Below are 20,088 nucleotides of genomic sequence, written 5' to 3'. Positions count from 1 at the left end.
TAGCAAGAATCCGCTATCATCGGAAACGTGAAGGAGCAGCCAACCCGGGACCACGTACGCGCACGCCTCGTCGACGTCGCCGCCACCCTGCTCGCCACCCAGGGCCCCGACGCGGTCACCACCCGCTCGGTCGCCCTCGCCGCCGGCGTCCAGGCCCCCTCGATCTACCGGCTCTTCGGCGACAAGGACGGCCTGCTCGACGCCGTCGCCGAACATGGCTTCGCGACCTACCTGGCGCAGAAACCCCCCGTCGACACCGGCGGCGACCCCGTCGACGAACTACGCGCCGGCTGGGACCTGCACATCGGGTTCGGCCTGGCCAACCCCGCCCTGTTCCGCCTCATGCACACCAGCACCCCCACCCCCGCGGGCAGAGCCACCGCCGAGGCCGGCGGCGCCATCCTGCGCCGCCGCGTCCAGCGCGTCGCCAAAGCCGGCCGGCTGCGCGTCCCTGAAACCCGCGCTGTCGCCCTCATCCGCGCCGCGGGCACCGGAGTGGTCCTCACCATGCTCGACGAAACCGAACCCGACCCCGCCCTGGCGGACCTCGCCTGGGACGCGGTCTGCGCCGGCATCCTCACCGACACACCCGCCGAAACCCCCGGCACGGGCGCCGCGGCCGTCACCCTGCGCGCCGCCCTGCCCGACCTGCCGGACTTCACCCCCGCAGAAACAGCCCTGCTCGGGGAATGGCTGGACCGCCTGGCCTAAGCCGCATACGCCGCGTTGATCCCCTGAGCGTCGGTGACCCGCAGCCGCGTCGACATCGTGCTGCGCGCCGCGATCTGCGCCGCATACGCCGCCCGCCGCCGCGCCACCACACCGTCACCCTTCGCCGACGCCGTGACCTGCTGCTCCATGTGCCGCGACAACCCGTCCTTCAACAACGCCAGAGCCTCCGTACGCAGCTGCGACACCCGCGACTCCGACACCCCCAGCTCCGCCGCGACATCCGCGAGAGGCCGCTCCTGCAGGAACGACGCCTCCACCACGAACCGCAGCCGCTCCGGCAGCATCGACACCGCGTCATGCAGATACCCGATCCGCTCACGGTGCAGCAGCATCTCCTCCGGGTTCAGCGACGCCTCCGTCACCAGATCCTCCGCGGCACCCGCCGTGAACCCCTGCAACGACAGCACCGCCGCCCGCTGCACATCGTCATCCACCGACGACAGCTCCGCCACACCCACACCCAGCAGCTCCGCGAGCTCCCGCGGCGACGGCGTACGACCCAGCCGCGCCGTCAGCTCCTGCCGCGCCACATCCGCGCGCCGCGCCCGGGCCCGCACCGACCGGCTCGCCCAGTCCTGACCCCGCAACTCGTCCAGCAGCGCACCCCGCACCCTCTGCACCGCGAACCGGCCGAACGGCACCCCCCGCGACACGTCGAACGCCTGCGCCGCCGTCACCAGCGCCGCGTACCCCGCCGACGCCAGATCATCACGGTGCACATGCGCCGGCACCTTGAACAACATCTCCCGGACCAGGTGACCGACCAGCGGCATGTTCTCCCGGACCAGGGCGTCGAGCTCGCGGGCGGACAGCGGCGTAACAGTCGCAGCGGACATCGTGGTTCCCCCTCGGATCCGTCTCCCGGTGACGGCTCACCGGCTGACAGGGGGAACTTTTCAATCCGCCGGGTGCAGAACCCGGTTCCGTACAGGTGCAGGAAGGTTGCACCGGGAAAAACCCTAAAGTCCGCACAGCACCTACACAGGCAACCAGCCACTCTCCCGGGCCAGCCGCACCGCCTCGGCACGGGTACGCGCACCCGTCTTCCCGATCGCCGACGACAGATGGTTACGCACCGTCCCCTCCGACAGCCGCAACTCCCGCGCCACATCCGCGACCGTCCCGCCGTCCGACGCCGCCCGCAACACATCCGTCTCGCGCTCCGTCAACGGCGAATCCCCCTGCGCCAGCGACTGCGCCGCCAGAGCAGGATCCACGACCCGCAACCCCTCATGGACGCGGCGCACAGCATCCGCCAACTGCCGCGCCGGAGTGTCCTTCACGATGAACCCGCTAGCCCCCGCCGCCATCGCCTGCCGCAGATACCCGGCCCGCCCGAACGTCGTCACCATCAGCACCCGGCACCCCGGCACCCGCTTGTGCAGCTCCCGCGCCGCCGCGATCCCGTCCAAACCCGGCATCTGCACATCCAGCAACGCCACATCCACCTTGTGGTCGATCACCGCCGCGACAACCTCGTCACCCCGCCCGACCTCGGCAACCACCTCGAGATCCAGCTCCATGTCCAGCAGAGCCGCCATCGCACCCCGCACCAGAGCCTGATCATCGGCCAGCAACAGCCGGATCACGACGGCACCTCCACCCGCACCCGGAACCCCGGCCCGTCGCCACGACGCCCCACCGACAACACCGCACCCGCCTCCCGCGCCCGCCGCTGCAACCCCAGCAACCCCTGCCCATCAGCCGCCGGCACCCCCGCACCCGGCCCGTCATCCACGATCTCCACGCTCGACGGCGTCAACCGCACCTCACACCGGCCCGCCCCGCTGTGCCGCACCACATTCGTCACCGCCTCCCGGATCGTCCACGCGAACAACTCCCGCACCCGCGACGGCACCTCATCCGCCGCCCCCGGAAGATCCGCCACCACATGCGCCGCCTTCAACGCCTCCCGCGCCGCCGCGATCTCCCCCGGCAGCGAAATCCCCCGCATCCCCAGCGCCGTCGCCCGCACATCCGACAACGCATCCCGCGCCAGAGCCTCCAGATCCTGCAACTCCTTACGCGCCTTCTCCACATCGATATCCAGCAACCGCTGCGCCAGCTCCGCCTTCACCGTCACCACCGTCAGCGAATGCCCCAGAATGTCGTGCAGATCCGCCGCGATCCGCGCCCGCTCGTTCTGCACCGCCATCACCGACAACTCCTGCTGCGCCGCCCGCAACCGGAACTGCCGCTCCCCCGCCAGCCGCAACCCGAACGTCGCCGCCGACCCCAGCAGCACCGCCAGGCCGTACCCGTTGTCCTCCCACCCCGGCACCAGCCACGCCAGCAACTCCGCCGACACCACCAGCGCCCCGCAGAACGGCACCGCCTGCCACACCGGCAGCACCGTCATCGCCAGCGCCCCCACATACACCGCACACGTCAGCGCATGAAACCCCGCACCCGGCACCTGCAACGCCGCCAGACCCAGCATCGCCGTCAGCAACAGCCACACCAGCGGCAACCGCCGACTCACCGCCCGGCCGCGCGCCACCAGGAACACGTACAACACCGCGAACCCGGCCAGCGCCACCAACCCCACATCACGGGCCCACCCGGCCTGAGCCCGCAACGCCGACAGGTTCTCACCCAGATAGAACAGCCAGACCGCCGCGAACACCCACACGAACCGGGGCCGCCCAGGCGTCAGACCCGCGCCGTGTCCCTGCGGAACCGCCACATCGCCCCCACCGAGAACACCGCCGTCCACACCACCACGCTCAACGCCGCCAGCCATAAATTCCCCTCATGCGTCAACGGATACCGCGCGATCTGCCCCACCCCGTACACCGGCGTGAACGCCGCGATACGCGCGAACGTCGACCCCAGCTGATCCACCGGCACGAACAACCCACCCGCGAACGACAACACCGCCAGCACCGGCCCCAGGATCTGCAACACGTTCTCACTGGGCAGCAGATACCCCATGAACAACCCGAACGCCGCGAACACCAGCGCACACACCCACGCCAGCAACCCGCACTCCACCCACGCCGCCGCCGGCAACTCCGCACCCGTGAACGCCCCCACCACCAGCGCCACCAGCACCGACACCGCCCCGACAATCATCGCCAGGACCAGCTTCACCGCGATGTACGCCCCCGGCAGCAACGGCGTCAACCGCAACTGCCGCGACCACCCCGCCGCCCGCTCCACCGACACCATCGCCCCACCGGACGTCGTCGCCAGCATCGCCCCGTACACCGCCATACTCACCAGCACATACCCGGCGACGTTCCCACCACCGTCAAGACGCTCCGACCGGTACGACGCACTACTGCCGAACAGCAGATAGAACACCGGCGGCATCACCACCGTGAACACCACCGTCCGCCGGTTACGGACCATCCGCCGCAACTCCAGCCCGATCATCCCCAGCGAAAACCCACCCCAGCGCGGCAACGACCGCTCCACCACCGTGGTCATGCCGTCACCTCGTCACTCGTGAGCGCGATGAAAGCCTGCTCCAGGTTCCGCGCCACGATCTCCAGATCCCGCGCCGCCGTCCGAGTCAGCAGATACCGCGCCACCTCATCGGTGTCCTTCGCATGCACCAGCACCGAATCCCCCCGGACCTCCACCGAATCCACCCCCGCCATCGCCCTCAACGCCGCCTCCTGCTCCACCGCACCAGGCAAAGTCGCCCGCACCGTACGCCCGGACGCCAGCGCCTTCACCTCAGCCGCCGTACCGTCCGCCACCACCCGGCCCCGCCGCACGAACACCACCCGATCCGCATACGCATCCGCCTCCTCCAGGTAATGCGTCGCGAAGATCACCGTCCGCCCCGACCGTGCGTCCTCCCGGATCGCCGACCAGAAATCATGACGCCCCGACACATCCATCCCCGTCGTCGGCTCATCCAGAATCAGCAACTCCGGATCCGGCAGCAACGCCATCGCGAACCGCAACCGCTGCTGCTGACCCCCCGAACACTTCCCCACCAGGCGATCCCGGATATCCGCGATCCCCGCCCGCTCCAGCACCGCCTCCACCCGCTCCCGCGGCCGCCCGAACAACACCGCCGTCAACCGCACCGTCTCCCCGACCGTGTAGTCCTTCAACAACCCACCCGACTGCATCACCGCCGACACCAGCCCCAGAGCCACCGCCTCCCGCGGCGCACGCCCATACACCCGCACCGACCCCTGCGACGGCTCCGACAACCCCAGCACCATGTCCACCGTGCTCGTCTTGCCCGCCCCGTTCGGCCCCAGCAACGCCACCACCTCCCCCGGCCGGATCGCCAGACTCACCCCGTCCACGGCAGTCACCGCCCCGAACCGCTTCACCACACCGTCGAGCTCCACAGCCATCCGCTCCGTCATGCCACCAGCCTCGCCGCCCCCGGCCCCCGATGCGGGGGTGACACGTCACCCTCACCCCATGACATCCGTAACGGGTGCCATCGGATGATCGGCTCGACACCTGAGCACCAACGCCGCTGCCGAACCCACCCACCCGACCTCCACACTGGAGCGCAGTGCCCGGTGCGGTCCGGGGACGCCACTGGCCACCCGACCGGGACGTCCGCACCGGGCACACCCCCATCCGGCGACCCCGCTCTGCCGACAGCAAAAACACCTTCCCCCACCCGCCCGCACCGGGCAGGGTCAGCAAATGCGACTGCTCATCCTCGGCGGCACCGGCTTCGCCGGACACGCACTCATCGACGCCGCCCGCACCCGCGGCCACGACATCACCGTGCTCAACCGCGGCCACCGCCGGCCACCGCCAGGCGTCACCGCCCTCGTCGGGGACCGCACCACACCCGACGGGCTCACCGCGCTCCAAGGCGGCACCTGGGACCACGTCATCGACACCTGGTCCGCCGCACCCGGCGCCGTCCGCGACGCCGCCACAGCACTCAACGGCCGCGCCGGGCGCTACACCTACATCTCCAGCCGCAGCGTCTACGCCGACGGCACCGGCGCCGGCGCCACCGAGAATTCCCCCACCGTCACCGGCGACGGCGACGACTACGCCCACCACAAACGCGGCGCCGAACTAGCCGTCGACCAGCACTTCGACGGGCCCGTCCTGCACGCCCGCGCCGGCCTGGTCCTCGGCCCCTACGAGGACGTCGGCCGGCTGCCCTGGTGGCTCACCCGCCTCGAACGCGGCGGCCCCACCCTCGCCCCCGGCCCGTACGACCTGCCCCTGCAACTCATCGACGTCCGCGACCTCGCCGACTTCGTCCTCGACACCACCGGCACCGGGGCGTACAACGTGGTCAGCTCACCCGGGCACACCACCATGGGTGAACTGCTCGACCTCGGCAACCAGCTCACCGGCGGGCACGCCGACCTGCGCTGGACCGACGAGAAGACGATCCTCGACGCCGGCATCGAGGCGTGGATCGAACTGCCGATCTGGCTCGCCCCCAGCAGCGCCGACTATGGCTTCCTGCATCAGGGCGACGTCAGCAAGGCCCTCGCCGCGGGCCTGCGGCCGCGTCCGATCCGGGAGACCGTCGCGGACACGTGGGCCTGGATGCAGACCCTGGGTGGTACGCCCGCCCGGCGCCCGGACAGGCCCGCGCTCGGCCTGAGCCCGGAGAAGGAGTCCACTGTCGTGTCGTGACATCCGACACGGAGATCATCTGGAAAGGGACCGGCAGCCACTCGCTGCCGGTCCCTTTCCACAACGCTCTGACCTGCCTAAAAGCAAACGGTGGGGGTCGTTGAATTCCTTTTTGTAGTTGATCGTGGTGTGCGAAGCACATCCTCTAAGCCATCCTAGGACGTTAGGGGAGAGGGGTGTTCCAGGACGGACAATGAGCACGTGCCCACCGCTGACGGCGCCCGGACCCGCGCCGAGCTGACGACCCTGCGCCCGGACCTCACCGGCGCCTACGACCGGGCCCTGCCCCGGGCCCGCGCGGAGATCATGTCCCGGCTGCTCGGGGCCGTCGAACGCGAACCGCTCGGCGTGACTCTCGAGTATCCGGCGCGCGCCGCACTGCCCTTCGCCGTGCCGGAACCCGGCCTCACCGTGTCGGGCACCACCGATCCCGCGGAGCTGGTGACCCGGCTGGGCTGGGCGCGGGGGTTCCGCGACGAGATCGCCAACTCCGTGGAGAACCTCGCCCTCGCCTACGCCGACCCGCCCCCGCCCGGCGACCGGCCCCTGCTGGACACGTCCCCGGACCTGGCCACCCTCGAACAGCTCGTGCCGGACGGGCACCCACTGCACCCCTGCTGCCGCACCCGCACCGGCCTCACCGCAGGCGACGTCCTGCGCTACGCCCCGGAGCACCGGCCCACCCTGCGCCTGCGCAAACTGCGCGTCCCCGCCGACCGCTGGTACGGCGGCGGCCCCCCGGTGCTGCTCGCCCATCCGTGGCAGGCCGACCGGCTCCGCGACACCCACCCGTGGCTGCGGCCCGACGGCGAGACCGGCCCGGTCCGCCCGCTGATGTCGCTGCGCACCGTCGACACCGGCGCCGGGCATATCAAGACCGCCGTCGACATCCAGATGACCTCCGCCGTGCGGACCGTGTCACCGGCCGCCGTGCACAACGGGCCACGGCTGTCCGCGTTGCTGCGCACCCTCACCGCCGGGTTGCCGCTGGAGATCCTCGCCGAGACCGGGGCCGGCGCGGTGATCGTCGACGGGCACCCCGACCGGCACCTGGCCCACCTGCGCCGCGAGGCACCCCGGCTGCGCCCCGGCGAGACGGTCGTGCCCCTCGCGGCGCTGGCGGCCCCCGACCCGTACGACGGGCGGCCCCTGCTGCACCACGCCGCGCCCGACCCGTACGCGTGGTGGCACGACCTCACCCACCTGCTGCTCCCGCCGCTGCTGGCCGTCCTGGACCGGGGCGTCGCGCTGGAGGCCCACGGCCAGAACACCCTGGTCGTGCTCGCCGGCAGGCGCCCCGTCCGGATCGTCTACCGCGACTTCGGCGGGGTCCGGGTCAGCCCCCGCCGCCTGGCCGCCGCCGGTGTCGAAGCCCCGCCCCTGCAGGGTGACCTGCCCAGCGACGACCCCGTGGTGCTGCGCACGAAACTCGCCGCGGCGGTGCTCGGCACGGTCACCGGTCAGCTCGTCGCCGTCCTGGAACGCGGCGGCGCCGACCCGGCGAAGCTGTGGGCCACCACCGCCCACGCGATCGCGGCCGCGGGCACCGCTGACGCCGCGGCGCTGCTCACCGAGCCACTGCCGATCAAGGCCACCACGGCGATGCGCCTCGCCGCAGACCCTCTTGACGATGTGTGGGCATATCTGGAGAATCCGATGGGAGCCTCATGACGCGCAGCGTGACTTCCGGCAGGCTGGCTGTTTCCGCTGCTCATGCGGGGGCGGCGCTGGCTGTGCACGCACCGGGGCTGGCCGCGGCGTACGAAACGGCGCTGCCGGAGGCCGCCGACGTCGTGGGGCGCAGGTTGCGGGGGGCTCTGGTCCGGGAACGACTCGTCGACGCCGCGCCCGGGGACCACTTCCATGCGTTCCATCGCGTGGAGTACGCCCATTCCGGCGCGGACGACCCGGCGGAGCTCATACCGCCGGGGCTGCCCGGGGCCGCAGGGCTCGCCGCCGAGCTGCGCAACGCGGTCGTCAACCTCGCCATCGCCATGGCCCGGCCCCCGCAAAAAGCCGCCGCCGATCCGGACGCGCAGGCCGTTGCCGGGGAACGGCTCGCGGTGGCCGGGCACAACCTGCACCCCTGCGGGCGTACGCGGCTGGGCTGGGACACCTCCGACGTGCTCGCCCACGACCTGGAAGCCGGGCACACCCGCCTCGGGTTCCTCGCCGTGCGCGACGACACGCACCTGGGCGACGACGTCGGCGCGGCCCTGCGGGAGGCGTACCCGCAGCTGCCCGAGGTGGCGTCCGGGTTCCGCCTGCAGCCCGTGCACGCGTGGCAGCGCGACGCCGTGCTGCGCACCCGCTACCGGGACCTGATCGACGCCGGTGACGTGCGGATCCTCGACGCGGAACTCGACGCGGTGCCGACGGCGGCGCTGCGGACCCTGCTGCTGCCCGCCGCCGCGGACGGCAGCCGCCGCTACGTGAAGGTGTCCCTCGACATCCAGGTGACCTCGACGCGGCGCAGCATCTCGGTGGCCAGCACCCGCAACGGCCCGGCCGTGTCGGTGCTGCTACACCGCCTGGTCGCCGACGATCCGGGGATGGACCGGCTGCTGCTGATGGCCGAGACGGCCGGTGCGGCGGTCCCGGCGGGGTCGGGTCGTGACATGGCAGCGATCCTGCGCGACGGGCTGACCGGCCGGCTGGTCCCGGGTGAGCGCGCAGTGCCGGGTGGGGCGTTGCCGTTCGTGGCGGCGAAACTGGTCGCGGAGTTCGCCGCGGGCACGGGACGCATCAACGGCACTGCCGCGGCGGGGGCGTTCCTGGACGCGTACGCCCGGCTGGTCCTGCCGCCGTTGCTGCGGCTCACGATGCGCGGGGTGGCGTTCGAGGCGCACCTGCAGAACTGCCTGCCGACGTTCCTGGGTGGTGTCCCGCACCGGCTGGCGCTGCGAGACTTCGCGGGGCTGCGGCTGCACCCGGGACGTCTCGGCGACGCGGCCGGCGCCCTGGAGCTGTGGCCGGGGTCGGTGGTCGGCACCGACGACGAGGACGTGCTGCGCGCGAAGATCGGCTACACCGGGTTCCAGGCACACCTCGGGGAGCTCGTCATCCGGCTCGGCGAGTCCCACGGCCTGGCCGAGGACGCCGCGTGGCGGATCGTGCGCGCGGTCGTCGACGAGGTGTACGACGTGCCGGGTGACGCCGCCCGCGCCGATCATGCGGCGTTCACCGCGCCGCTGGTCCCGCACAAGGCGCTGGTCAGGATGCGGCTGGCCGGGGCCGGTGACGAGTACCTGCCGGTGGAGAATCCTCTGCATGCCCGCGCCTGAGAACGTTGTCGCCGCGCTTGCTGAGCTGCCGTCGCCGGTCTGCGCGTACGTGTATGACCTGCAGGCGTTGCGGGAGCGGGCCGCGCAGATGCGGGCGGCGTTACCGGCCGGGACGACGCTGCTGTACGCGGTCAAGGCGAACGGGCACCCGGATGTCGTACACACCCTCGCTTCGGTGTGTGACGGCCTGGAGGTGGCGTCCGGGGGTGAGTTGCAGCTGGCCGTGGGTGCCGGCGCCCGGCAGATCGTGTTCGGCGGCCCGGCGAAGACCGACGCCGAGCTGGCCGCGGCGATCGCGGCGGGTGCGCAGATCAACATCGAGAGCGGCCAGGAGCTGCGCAGGCTCGATCGGCTGGCCGCGGCCGCCGGGGTTGTGGTGACAGCGTGTGTACGCGTCAATCGCGCGACCGCGTCCGTCGGCGGGACTCACGCGATGACGGGCACGGCGACCCCGTTCGGTGTCGGCGAGGCAGCGCTCGGAGAGTTCTTCGCGCTGCCCCGCGACAACGTGCGGATCGTGGGGTTCCACCTGCACGCCGTGTCGAACAACCTCGACGGCCCGGCGCACGCCCGGTTCCTCGCCGACTGTCTCGCGTGGTCGGTGACGGCCGCGTCGCGCTACGGCGTCGACCTGGAGATCGTCAACGCCGGTGGGGGCCTCGGCGTCGACTATCTCAGCGACGCGATCATCGACCTGGACGCGCTGTCGACCGGGGTCACCGTGCCGCCCGGGGTGACGCTGATCGTGGAACCGGGCCGGATCCTCGCCGCCGACGCGGGCTGGTACGCCACCGAGGTCATCGATCTGAAGCACACGCACGGCACGTGGTTCGCGGTGCTGCGCGGCGGGACGCACCACTTCCGGCTCCCCGCCGCGTGGGGCTACAGCCATCCGTTCACGGTCGTGACGCGGGAGCTGTGGCCGTACCCGTGGGATCGTCCTGCGGTGTCGGACACGCGTGTGGACGCTGTGGGCGAGTTGTGCACCCCGCGTGACGTGCTTTCCCGCGATCAGCCCGTGGAACGCCTGCGAATCGGCGACGTGCTGCTGTTCGCCCGCACCGGCGCCTACGGCTGGGACATCTCCCACCACGACTTCCTGCGCCACCCCGCCCCGCAGTTCCTGATCGTCTAGAACGGGCCGGTTCGTCCTCACAGCGTGGCGGCGTCCAGGACGAGCCGGTACCTGACATCTGCTGCGTCGAGGCGGGCGAACGCCGTACCCATCCGATCCGCTTCGATGATCTCGACCTCGGCGGTGATGCCGTGCGTGGCGCAGAAGCCGAGCATCTCGCGTGCTTCGCGGAGGCTGCCGATGGACGTGCCCGCCAGTCGGCGCCGGCCGGTGATCAGAGGCCCGACAGGCACGGACAGTGGCGTGGCCGGTGCGCCGGCCATGACGAGGGTGCCGTCGACGTCGAGCAGGCTGAGCATCGGAGCGAGGTCGGTGACCGCCGAGACGGTGGAGATGATCAGGTCGAACGCGCCCGCTGGTGCGCCGGCGACAGTGTGGAAGCCGGAGGCACCGAACCGTCGCGCGTCGTCCTCCCGGGCCCGGCTGCGGCTCAGGACGCTGACCTGGGCACCCATCGCAGCGGCGAGTTTGACGCCCAGGTGACCGAGCCCGCCGAGGCCGGCGACCGCCACTCTGACGCCCGGCCCGGCGTTCCACTCCCGCAGCGCGGAGAACATGGTGATGCCGGCGCACATCAGCGGGGCCGCGGCGGCCATGTCCAGCGATGCCGGCAGGCTCAGTGCGAAGTCCTGTCCGATCACGATGCGCTCGCTGAAGCCACCCGCGTCCGCCGGGGCACCGCCGCCGCCCGTGCAGTACTGCTCCCGGCCGGCCCGGCAACTCGGGCAGATCCCGCACGATCCCAGCAGCATGCCGACCGCGACCCGGTCGCCGATCGTGTGCGCGGTGACATCCGTACCTACTGCGGATACGAGGCCGGTCACCTCATGGCCGAGCACCGTCGGGTAGGTCGCGTAACCCCAGTCGTTGCGGGCCATGTGCAGATCGGAGTGGCAGACGCCGGCGTAGGCGACATCGACCGTGATCTCGGCGGGGCCGGGCTCGCGACGGGTGATGCCCACCGGTTGCAGCGGCGCGCCGGCGCGGGGGACGGACAAGGCCTTGATCACGGTTTCCTCCTGAGCAGTTCACGACCGAACGGTCTAGAACCGTAGCATGTTCTGGAACGGCCGGTCGTGAACGGGTACGCTGTCCTGCATGGCGAGGCCGAGAGAGTTCAACGAGGACGACGTGGTCGCCAAGGCGCTGCACCGTTTCTGGGCCGCTGGATACTCGGCGACCTCCATCCACGATCTGGTGGAGGCGACCGGGATCAGTCGCGGAAGCCTGTACGGCGCTTTCGGCGACAAACACACCCTGTTCCTGCGGGCCCTCGATTCCTACTGCGCCGGGACGATCGCCGCGGTGCACGGCGACCTGGACGGTGACGAGGCAGGTGCCGCCGCACGGCTGGGCGCCCACATGCGCCATGTCGCCGACAGCTGCGGCGACAGCCGGAACGGGTGCTTTCTGGCCAAGTCGAGTGCCGAGCTCGCCGCCTCCGATCCCGAGGTCGCACTGCGAGCCGAGCAGATGTACGGCACGTACGAAGAGGTGCTGGTCACCTGTTTGACGCAGGCGCAGGCCGCCGGTGATCTCGACGGCAGGCACGACCCCCACGCGCTTGCGGCACTACTGCTGATCACGGTGCGCGGCATGGACGCACTCGGCCGGGCGCGCCGCGGCCGCGACTTCATGCGACAGGTCGCCGACCTGTCACTCGCGTTCCTGAACTGACCCCGCCTCTGCGCTGGCCCGGCGGGACCACGACTGCCCGTCGTCGTTCATGCAGCCGTGGTCCCGCCGCGTCGTCTCCGCGGCTATGACAGGTCGGCGCCGGCCGTGCGGACGGTTCTGCTCAGGCTCGCCGTGAGCGCGAGCAGCGTGAGCCACCCGGCCAGGACATAGGTCAGCACCGGCGCACCGATCAGCGCGATCAGCGCACCCGCAGCCATCGTCCCGATCGCCGCGCCACCCGTGGTGAGCGTGTCGATCGCGCTGGTGACCCTGCCCCGCAGCGCGTCCGGGGTGACCGCGAGCCGGTAGGAGTCCAGCGCGACGTTGTAGATCGGCGACACCACCGACTCCGCGAACGCCACGACCAGCAGCAGCCCCCACACCGGCGCGACCGCGTAGAACGGGAACGCCAGCGCCTCGGCCCACAGCATCGCGATCGACAGCCTCCCCAGTGGATACCGGCGGGTGAGCACCGGTGCCAGCACGCTGCCCAGCAACGCACCGGCAGCGGCACCGGTGAACACCAACCCGACCTGGGCAGGGTTCGCGTCCAGGCGTTGGGCCAGCACAATGATCAGCAGATATCCCGCGCCGTACCGCAGACTGTCCGCCGCGTCGATCAGGGCCAAGGTCCGGATCATCGGGGTACGCCACAGCCAGCCCAGCCCCTGCCCGATCTCGGCTACAAGAGCCCGCGGTGAGGCGCTGGTCCTGGCCCTTTCCCGCTGGGAGCCGGCCCGTTCTTGCTGGGAGCCGGCCCGTTCTTGGTGGAAGCCGGCCCGGATGCTCCGCAGTGCGACGGCCGAGACCAGGAACGAGGCGGCGTTGACCGCGAACGGGAACGTCCGCCCCACGGCGTAGGCGACGCCGGCCACCGAGGCGCCGGCGATGCGCAGGGTGTTGGAGAGCACGCCGATCGTTCCCAGCGCGCGGGGCAGCTCATCCTTGGTGACGATGGCCGGTAGCGCCGCGCTGTTCGCCGCGGCGAACAGGGTGCTGAGGGCACCGGTGAGGACTGCGACGGCGTACAGCTGCGGCATGGCGAGCACGCCGCACGCCGCGGCGACGGGGATGGAGGCGGTCAGCGCCGCACGGCCGGCCTCGCACCAGATCATGGTGGTTCTGCGGTCCCAGCGGTCGGCCAGCGCACCGGCCACCAGCCCGAAGCCGAGGTAGAGCGCGGTCTGCAGGCCGAGCAGGACGCCGGCCTGGGTGGCGGACCCGGTGAGGGCCACGACGAGCAGGGGCAGGGCGAGGAACTGGAGCTGGTCACCGAGCTGGGAGACCAGCCGCCCGCCGATCAGCAGCTGAAAGTTGCGCCGGCGCCACAGGGGCGCCGAGATTGAGTTGTCCATGGGGCAGTCCTGTCGCTGAGTGCTCTGTCAGGGGCTCGACAGACACGCGGAGGACTCCCGGTAAAAGGGCAGACTCCACCCGCGTGTCGCAGCTCGACAGCTAGGACTTACACGGGGAGAACACGGCGACGATCATAGCTACTGCTTGCGGAACTCCGCGCACCACCGGGCACGGAGGGTCTCGCCGGGGTTGCCGGTGAGGTGCTCGATGCCAACGGTGGTCAGGCCGGTGCCGAACGCTTCGATCTCGTCACGCTCGAGCGGCCACGGCGGTCCCTCGCGGCGCTCGTCCACCGCGGCGGCGGCCAGGACGAGCAGGGTGCCGCCCGGGGCGACCAGCGGGGCGAGGTTCGCCATCGCCCGATCACGCGTGGGGCGGGGCAGGGCTTGGACGTTGTTGCTCTCCACCACCAGGTCGAACGCGTCCCGCCACCGAGCGGGCGGGTCCAGCAGGTCGGCGACCATGTAGTCGACCGGCGATCCGGGGTGGCGCTCACGTGCGGTGCGTACCGCTGTCTCGGAGATGTCGAAGGCGGTCACCGCGAAGCCGAGCCCGGCCAGGAACTCGGCGTCGCGGCCCAGCCCGCACCCGACCACCAGGGCGCTGCGTCCGTGCCCCGTCATCGCTGCACGGCCGGCCCAGGCGGTGAGGTAGCGGCTCGGGCGGGGGACGTCCCACGGAATGTCCGCACCGGCCTGCGCGTACAGCTTCTCGAACCAGCCCGTCGGGTCACCCGCGGCGAGCGACTCCCGGGCCAGCCGTGTCGTGTCGGGAACGGTCACGCGCTCGCGCGGGGCAGGCGGCGCAGCTCACGCAGGGCCTGGCGGCGGGTGTCGCCGGTGAGGGTATCGATGTAGAGGCGCCCGTCGAGGTGGTCGGTCTCGTGCTGCAGCGCGCGGGCGAGCAGCCCCGTCCCGTGGATCGTCACGGGTTTGCCGTCCTGGTCGAAGCCGGACGCGGTGACCGACATCGCGCGGGGTGTCGCGAAGCCCAGGTCGGGCAGCGACAGGCAGCCCTCCTCATCGTCCTGCTCGCCGTCGAGGTCGCTGAGCACCGGGTTGATCAGATGCCCGACCACGCCGTCGACGTTGTAGGAGAAGGCCCGCACACCGACGCCGATCTGCGGGGCGGCGACCCCGGCCCGGCCGGGCACCCGCACGGTGTCCTCCAGGTCGGCGACGAGCTCACGCACGGCGGCGTCGAAGCCGGTCACCGCTTCGGACGGGGTACGCAGGACGGGATCTCCGTACAGGCGGATGGGGCGCACAGTCATGCCCCGAATCTACCCGCCGAGGATCAGCCGGGCCGCGGCGAGCAAGTCGTCACCGGGACGGTCCCGCACCAGCAGGGCGGGGATGCCCGCTGCCCGCGCTCCGGCCACGTCGGCGTCCGGGTTGTCACCGGCCATCCAGACCCTGCCACCACGGGTACGCGTCAGAGCGGCCGCATACATAGCCGGATGCGGTTTCTCGAACCCGGTCACCGCGGACGTGAGGACGTCGATCATCGGCCGCCGGCCAGGATGGCACGCAACGGTCCGGCTTTGGCGGCGGCCTCGTCGACCTCGGCCCAGGGGTCGCTGTCGATGGTGATGCCACCGCCGGCCCACAGGTGCAGCCGGCCGTCGGTGGCGGCGACCGTGCGGATGGTCAGGCCGAGGTCGACGTGGTCGGTGCCGACCCAGCCGAGTGCGCCCATGCTGACGCCGCGGCCGACCGGTTCGAGGTGTGCGATCTCGTTCAGTGCTGCGAGTTTGGGTGCGCCGGTCACCGAGCCGCCCGGGCACATCGCCCGCAGCACCGCGGACAACTCCAGGGTGCCGGTGATCGGCGCGGACACCTGCGACTCGGCCTGCCACAGACCGGACCATTCGCGTACACCGAAAAGCTCGTCGACGCGTACCGGACCGACACCCGGTAGCCGGGCCAGGTCGTTGCGGGACAGGTCGACGATCATCACGTGTTCGGCGCGTTCCTTGTCGGATGCGAGCAGTTCCGCGCGCCCTTTCACGGTCGCCGGCCGGGTCCCTTTGATCGGGCGGGTGATGACCCGCCCGGCGCGGATCTCGACAAGGGTTTCCGGGGACGCCGTCGCGATATGCCAATTGTCGCCCGCCATCATCCCGCCGTACCGGGCGCCGGGAATTCTGGTCACCCGCTGTAGGGCCGCGACCGCATCCCCGGTGTACGGCGCGCTGGCGTGACCGACGACGTTGACCTGATAGACGTCGCCCCGTGCGATCGCCGCGCGGACCGCGCCGACAGCATTGGCATGTTCCTGACGGGTCCAGCTGGGCACCCAGGAACCGAGCTCCCACGGCGGCGGAGCTGACTCAGGGTGAGCGCGGGGTGCCGGGGTGGAACCGCTCCCAGCTTCGCTACCCTGGGTGTGGTGGACGTAGAGAACCGCAGCCACGTCCGGGATTCCCGGGACGGGGGTCACCCCGCCGGGCATCCCACCGGCCATCACCGAACCGGCGGCCGCAGACACGTAGAGTGCCGATCCACAGACCGTGTCTTCATCGATCGGGTGGAATGGGATGGCCGAACGGATGAGGTTTCGCACCGGCAGTCCGTTGCTCGCGAGCCAGGCTGTCACAAGCTCTGCGGGGTCACCGCCGTCGGACAGGTACCACTCGAACCTGGATGACGGACGGTGACGGTGCAGGCAGGAGGCCGGAGAACCCGGTGGACCTGTTTGCGCGGGTGTCGGAAAGTGGTCGTATCGGCGCCTGCCGTGGAACATCTGAACAGTGGATTCTGTCAACGGAGCCCCATCACCCGCGCCAGCCGAAATCGTTCGGAAGGAGTAGTGTTCGGCCCCGTTGATGTGAAGCACAACACAACCCCTTACCGGAGATCCCCCGATGTGCCAGCACCAAAACACCTGCCCTAACGCCGAGGCCATGGACCGCGAAGCGGCCCGTATCGTGGCCACCTTCCCTGAACAGGGATGGAGCCTGCTCTGCAACGGAGTCATCGTCTTCGAGGACACCGGCGAGCTGCTGCCCGACTGCAGCGTCATCGAGCCGCACCGCGGCCCGGCCCGCCACGCCCTCGCCGCCTGACCCACCGACGGACCCGCCATCCTCCGGACGGCCCGACCCGGGTCACCGGAGCAGCCACAATCGCACAGACCCGCACGGACCCGCCCACCGGGCTCAGCCACTCACCCGGCGCCATCCACCAGGCGCCATGAGCCCGACGCGGACCCTGCGACAACACCGTCACACCTGCAAGGCACAGCTAGTCCCGGCATCCCGGCGACGAAGCCGAGAGCGACGCCCCTGACACCAGGCGGCGACCCGCTCGGCTCCGCCGAAGCAGCCGAGCACCCGCGCCTACTCCCCCACCGCGCTCACCCACAACCGCGCCGGGCACCAGCCGCGCGCGGAAGCGACCCCGAGGGACCGACCGGCGCGAACCGGCCGGCCCTCGTCGCGGCTCAGTCCTCGAACGCCTCCGGCGACGGGCACGAGCAGACCAGGTTCCGGTCACCGTACGCACCGTCGATACGCCGCACCGGCGGCCAGTACTTCGACGTCCGGTCCACACCCGCCGGGAAACCGGCGAGCGACCGCGGGTACGCGTGGTCCCACTCGTCCGCCGTCACCGCCGACGCCGTGTGCGGGGCGTGGTGCAACGGGTTGTCGTCCGCCGGCCAGTCCCCCGCCGCGACCCGGTCGATCTCACCCTTGATCGCGATCATCGCGTCGCAGAACCTGTCCAGCTCGGCAAGGTCCTCGCTCTCGGTCGGCTCCACCATCAGGGTGCCCGCCACCGGGAACGACATCGTCGGCGCATGGAACCCGTAGTCGATCAGCCGCTTCGCCACATCGTCGACGCTCACCCCGGTCGCCTTCGTGATCGGCCGCAGATCCAGGATGCACTCGTGCGCGACCAGACCCTCGTTGCCCGCATACAGCACCGGGAAGTGGTCCCGCAGCCGCGCCGCCACATAGTTCGCCGTCAGCACCGCCGCGGCAGTCGCCGCCGCCAGGCCGTCCGGGCCCATCATCCGCAGGTACGCCCACGAGATCGGCAGAATCCCCGCCGACCCGTGCGCCGCCGCCGACACCGCGTGCGTGTCCGCAGCCCCCTTGCTTTCTCCTGGGTTTTCCGCCACGGGGAAGCTCTGCAGCGGGTCACCCGGCAGGAACGCCGCCAGGTGCGCCCGGACCGCGACCGGGCCGACACCCGGGCCGCCGCCACCGTGCGGGATGCAGAACGTCTTGTGCAGGTTCAGGTGCGACACGTCCGCCCCGAACTTACCCGGCTTGGCATACCCGACCAGCGCGTTCAGGTTCGCCCCGTCGACGTACACCTGACCACCCGCGTCGTGGACCTTGCCGCACAGGTCCGCGATGCCCTTCTCGTACACCCCGTGCGTCGACGGATACGTCACCATGATCGCCGCGAGCGCGTCCCGGTGCTTCTCGATCTTCGCGTCCAGGTCCGCCAGGTCGACGTTGCCCATGTCGTCACACGCCACCACGACAACCCGCATACCCGCCATCACCGCGCTCGCGGCGTTCGTACCGTGCGCACTCGACGGGATCAGGCACACCTCACGGTGCGTGTCACCGTTCGCCCGGTGATACCCGCGGATCGCCAGCAGACCCGCCAGCTCCCCCTGCGACCCGGCGTTCGGCTGCACACTCACCGCGTCATACCCGGTGACCTGCGCCAGCCACCCCTCCAGCTGCGACACCAGCGCTTCGTACCCCTGGGTCTGCGACGCCGGAGCGTACGGGTGGATGTTCGCGAACTCCGCCCACGACACCGGCTCCATCTCCGTGGTCGCGTTCAGCTTCATCGTGCACGACCCCAGCGGAATCATGCCCCGGTCCAGGGCGTAGTCGCGGTCCGACAGCTTGCGCAGGTACCGCAGCATCGCCGTCTCCGAGTGATGCGAGTGGAACACCGGGTGCGTCAGGTAATCCGTGCTCCGCAGCAGCACACGCGGGATCCCGTCGACAACCTCCGGCGCGTCCGCCGCCCCGAACGCCGCGAGCACCGCCGACACGTGCGCCGGCGTCGTCGTCTCGTCCGCCGCGATCGACACCCGGTCCGCGTCCACCAGCCGCAGGTTGATCCCGCTCGCCTCGGCCGCCGCAACGATCTCCGCAGCCCGGCCCGGCACGACCGCGGTCACCGTGTCGAAGAACGCGTTGTTCGTCACCTCGACACCCGCCGACGCCAGCCCCGTCTGCACCGCCCGCGCCATGTTGTGCGCCCGCTGCGCGATCGCCCGCAACCCCGCCGGACCGTGATACACGGCGTACATACTCGCCATCACCGCGAGCAGCACCTGCGCCGTACAGATGTTCGACGTCGCCTTCTCCCGGCGGATGTGCTGCTCCCGCGTCTGCAACGCCAGCCGGTAAGCCGGCGCGCCATCCGCGTCCTTCGACACACCCACCAGACGCCCGGGCAACGACCGCTCCAGCCCGGCCCGCACCGCCAGGTAGCCCGCGTGCGGACCACCGAAGCCGAGCGGCACCCCGAAGCGCTGCGTCGTCCCCGCCGCGATGTCCGCCCCGATCTCCCCCGGCGTGCGCAGCAACGTCAGCGCCAGCAGATCAGCGGCCACCGTCACCAGCGCACCCACCGCGTGAGCAGCCTCCACCAGCGCCGCATGATCCCGCACCGCCCCGGACGCACCCGGATACTGCACGTGCAGCCCGAAGAACTCCGCCGGCAACTCCACGTCGCCGTCCAGGTCGACCAGCGTCAACTCGATCCCCAGCGGCTCCGCCCGGGTCCGCAGCACACTCAACGTCTGCGGCAACGTGTCCGCGTCGACGACGTACACCGGGCTCTTGCTCTTCGACGAACGCCGCGCGAGGGTCATCGCCTCCGCGACCGCCGTGCCCTCGTCCAGCATCGACGCGTTCGCCGTCGTCAGACCCGTGAGGTCCGTCACCATCGTCTGGAAGTTCAGCAACGCCTCGAGCCGGCCCTGGCTGATCTCCGGCTGATACGGCGTATAAGCCGTGTACCAGGACGGATTCTCCAGCACGTTCCGCCGGATCACCGCGGGCGTGAACGTACCGTAATAGCCCAGACCGATCATCGACGTCGCGACAGTGTTGCGGCCCGCGATCTCCCGCAGCTCCGCGATCGCCTCCTCCTCGGAGGCAGCCTCGGGCAGCTCGAGCCGCTCGTGCCAGCGGATCACCTCAGGGATCGCGGCATCCATCAGCGTCTCGAGCGAGGCCTGCCCGATGGCCTTCAACATCTGGGCCTGGGCATCCCCATCAGCACCGATGTGGCGATTGGCGAACGTCATGGCGGCTCCCGGGGAAAGGTCGAC

General features: G+C 71.1%; 19 protein-coding genes. 7 read left to right on the top strand and 12 right to left on the bottom strand.

The window, feature by feature from the left end; all coding sequences use genetic code 11:
* Positions 1-27 precede the first annotated feature (27 nt).
* The gene (locus Ahu01nite_RS05120) at positions 28-711 is read left to right on the top strand and encodes a TetR/AcrR family transcriptional regulator (protein WP_239158622.1); all 684 of its coding nucleotides are present in this window, start codon (positions 28-30) and stop codon (positions 709-711) included.
* Here the strand turns inward: Ahu01nite_RS05120 and Ahu01nite_RS05115 are convergent.
* The 5 genes from Ahu01nite_RS05115 to Ahu01nite_RS05095 form a co-directional block, all read right to left on the bottom strand.
* The gene (locus Ahu01nite_RS05115) at positions 708-1,568 is read right to left on the bottom strand and encodes a sigma-70 family RNA polymerase sigma factor (protein ID WP_203835214.1); all 861 of its coding nucleotides are present in this window, start codon (positions 1,566-1,568) and stop codon (positions 708-710) included. The two genes, Ahu01nite_RS05120 and Ahu01nite_RS05115, sit on opposite strands and share 4 nt — an antisense overlap.
* Before the next feature lie 141 nt (positions 1,569-1,709).
* Positions 1,710-2,321, bottom strand: a complete 612-nt coding sequence (locus Ahu01nite_RS05110; protein ID WP_203835213.1) for a response regulator transcription factor — start codon at positions 2,319-2,321, stop codon at positions 1,710-1,712.
* Positions 2,318-3,448, bottom strand: a complete 1,131-nt coding sequence (locus Ahu01nite_RS05105; protein ID WP_239158621.1) for a sensor histidine kinase — start codon at positions 3,446-3,448, stop codon at positions 2,318-2,320. The genes Ahu01nite_RS05110 and Ahu01nite_RS05105 overlap by 4 nt, the downstream gene beginning before the upstream one ends.
* A complete protein-coding gene (locus Ahu01nite_RS05100; RefSeq protein ID WP_203835211.1) occupies positions 3,385-4,164 on the bottom strand; it encodes an ABC transporter permease in 780 nt (259 codons plus the stop codon). The genes Ahu01nite_RS05105 and Ahu01nite_RS05100 overlap by 64 nt, the downstream gene beginning before the upstream one ends.
* Positions 4,161-5,066: an ABC transporter ATP-binding protein gene (locus tag Ahu01nite_RS05095; protein ID WP_203835210.1), complete on the bottom strand. Its 906-nt coding sequence runs from the start codon at positions 5,064-5,066 to the stop codon at positions 4,161-4,163. The genes Ahu01nite_RS05100 and Ahu01nite_RS05095 overlap by 4 nt, the downstream gene beginning before the upstream one ends.
* A gap of 292 nt (positions 5,067-5,358) precedes the next feature.
* On the opposite strand from Ahu01nite_RS05095, the gene Ahu01nite_RS05090 reads away from it, so the two are divergent.
* The 4 genes from Ahu01nite_RS05090 to Ahu01nite_RS05075 all read left to right on the top strand — a co-directional run bounded on the left by Ahu01nite_RS05090 (position 5,359) and on the right by Ahu01nite_RS05075 (position 10,740).
* Positions 5,359-6,321: an NAD-dependent epimerase/dehydratase family protein gene (locus Ahu01nite_RS05090; RefSeq protein ID WP_203835209.1), complete on the top strand. Its 963-nt coding sequence runs from the start codon at positions 5,359-5,361 to the stop codon at positions 6,319-6,321.
* Between the two features lie 201 nt (positions 6,322-6,522).
* Positions 6,523-7,992, top strand: a complete 1,470-nt coding sequence (locus tag Ahu01nite_RS05085) for an IucA/IucC family protein (RefSeq protein ID WP_203835208.1) — start codon at positions 6,523-6,525, stop codon at positions 7,990-7,992.
* The gene (locus Ahu01nite_RS05080; RefSeq protein WP_203835207.1) at positions 7,989-9,605 is read left to right on the top strand and encodes an IucA/IucC family protein; all 1,617 of its coding nucleotides are present in this window, start codon (positions 7,989-7,991) and stop codon (positions 9,603-9,605) included. Before Ahu01nite_RS05085 ends, Ahu01nite_RS05080 begins: the two co-directional genes overlap by 4 nt.
* On the top strand, positions 9,592-10,740 hold the full coding sequence (locus tag Ahu01nite_RS05075; protein WP_203835206.1) for an alanine racemase: 1,149 nt from the start codon (positions 9,592-9,594) through the stop codon (positions 10,738-10,740). The genes Ahu01nite_RS05080 and Ahu01nite_RS05075 overlap by 14 nt, the downstream gene beginning before the upstream one ends.
* Before the next feature lie 17 nt (positions 10,741-10,757).
* Here Ahu01nite_RS05075 and Ahu01nite_RS05070 read toward each other — a convergent pair whose 3' ends face one another.
* Positions 10,758-11,750: an NAD(P)-dependent alcohol dehydrogenase gene (locus tag Ahu01nite_RS05070; protein ID WP_239158620.1), complete on the bottom strand. Its 993-nt coding sequence runs from the start codon at positions 11,748-11,750 to the stop codon at positions 10,758-10,760.
* An 88-nt stretch (positions 11,751-11,838) separates the two neighbouring features.
* Between Ahu01nite_RS05070 and Ahu01nite_RS05065 the strand changes: the two genes are divergently transcribed.
* Positions 11,839-12,417, top strand: a complete 579-nt coding sequence (locus Ahu01nite_RS05065) for a TetR/AcrR family transcriptional regulator (protein WP_203835205.1) — start codon at positions 11,839-11,841, stop codon at positions 12,415-12,417.
* Positions 12,418-12,500: 83 nt separating this feature from the next.
* Here the strand turns inward: Ahu01nite_RS05065 and Ahu01nite_RS05060 are convergent, their stop codons facing one another.
* The 5 genes from Ahu01nite_RS05060 to Ahu01nite_RS05040 all read right to left on the bottom strand — a co-directional run bounded on the left by Ahu01nite_RS05060 (position 12,501) and on the right by Ahu01nite_RS05040 (position 16,518).
* Positions 12,501-13,772: an MFS transporter gene (locus Ahu01nite_RS05060; RefSeq protein ID WP_203835204.1), complete on the bottom strand. Its 1,272-nt coding sequence runs from the start codon at positions 13,770-13,772 to the stop codon at positions 12,501-12,503.
* A 138-nt stretch (positions 13,773-13,910) separates the two neighbouring features.
* A complete protein-coding gene (locus Ahu01nite_RS05055; protein ID WP_203835203.1) occupies positions 13,911-14,555 on the bottom strand; it encodes a class I SAM-dependent methyltransferase in 645 nt (214 codons plus the stop codon).
* Positions 14,552-15,046 (bottom strand): peptide deformylase, encoded by a 495-nt coding sequence (locus Ahu01nite_RS05050; protein ID WP_203835202.1) that lies wholly within the window; start codon positions 15,044-15,046, stop codon positions 14,552-14,554. The genes Ahu01nite_RS05055 and Ahu01nite_RS05050 overlap by 4 nt, the downstream gene beginning before the upstream one ends.
* A gap of 9 nt (positions 15,047-15,055) precedes the next feature.
* On the bottom strand, positions 15,056-15,280 hold the full coding sequence (locus tag Ahu01nite_RS05045) for an HAD family hydrolase (protein WP_203835201.1): 225 nt from the start codon (positions 15,278-15,280) through the stop codon (positions 15,056-15,058).
* Positions 15,277-16,518, bottom strand: a complete 1,242-nt coding sequence (locus Ahu01nite_RS05040) for a chorismate-binding protein (RefSeq protein ID WP_203835200.1) — start codon at positions 16,516-16,518, stop codon at positions 15,277-15,279. Before Ahu01nite_RS05040 ends, Ahu01nite_RS05045 begins: the two co-directional genes overlap by 4 nt.
* Positions 16,519-16,639: 121 nt before the next feature.
* Here Ahu01nite_RS05040 and Ahu01nite_RS05035 point away from each other — a divergent pair, with 121 nt between their 5' ends.
* Positions 16,640-16,840: a DUF5999 family protein gene (locus Ahu01nite_RS05035; protein WP_203835199.1), complete on the top strand. Its 201-nt coding sequence runs from the start codon at positions 16,640-16,642 to the stop codon at positions 16,838-16,840.
* 377 nt (positions 16,841-17,217) lie between these two features.
* On the opposite strand, the gene gcvP is transcribed toward Ahu01nite_RS05035, so the two are convergent.
* Positions 17,218-20,064: an aminomethyl-transferring glycine dehydrogenase gene (gene gcvP, locus Ahu01nite_RS05030; protein WP_203835198.1), complete on the bottom strand. Its 2,847-nt coding sequence runs from the start codon at positions 20,062-20,064 to the stop codon at positions 17,218-17,220.
* Positions 20,065-20,088 lie beyond the last annotated feature (24 nt).

The organism is Winogradskya humida (assembly GCF_016862215.1).
Lineage (GTDB): Bacteria > Actinomycetota > Actinomycetes > Mycobacteriales > Micromonosporaceae > Actinoplanes > Actinoplanes humidus.
The sequence above is the reverse complement of the archived record's forward strand: the minus strand, read 5'-3'. Positions and strand labels throughout refer to the sequence as shown.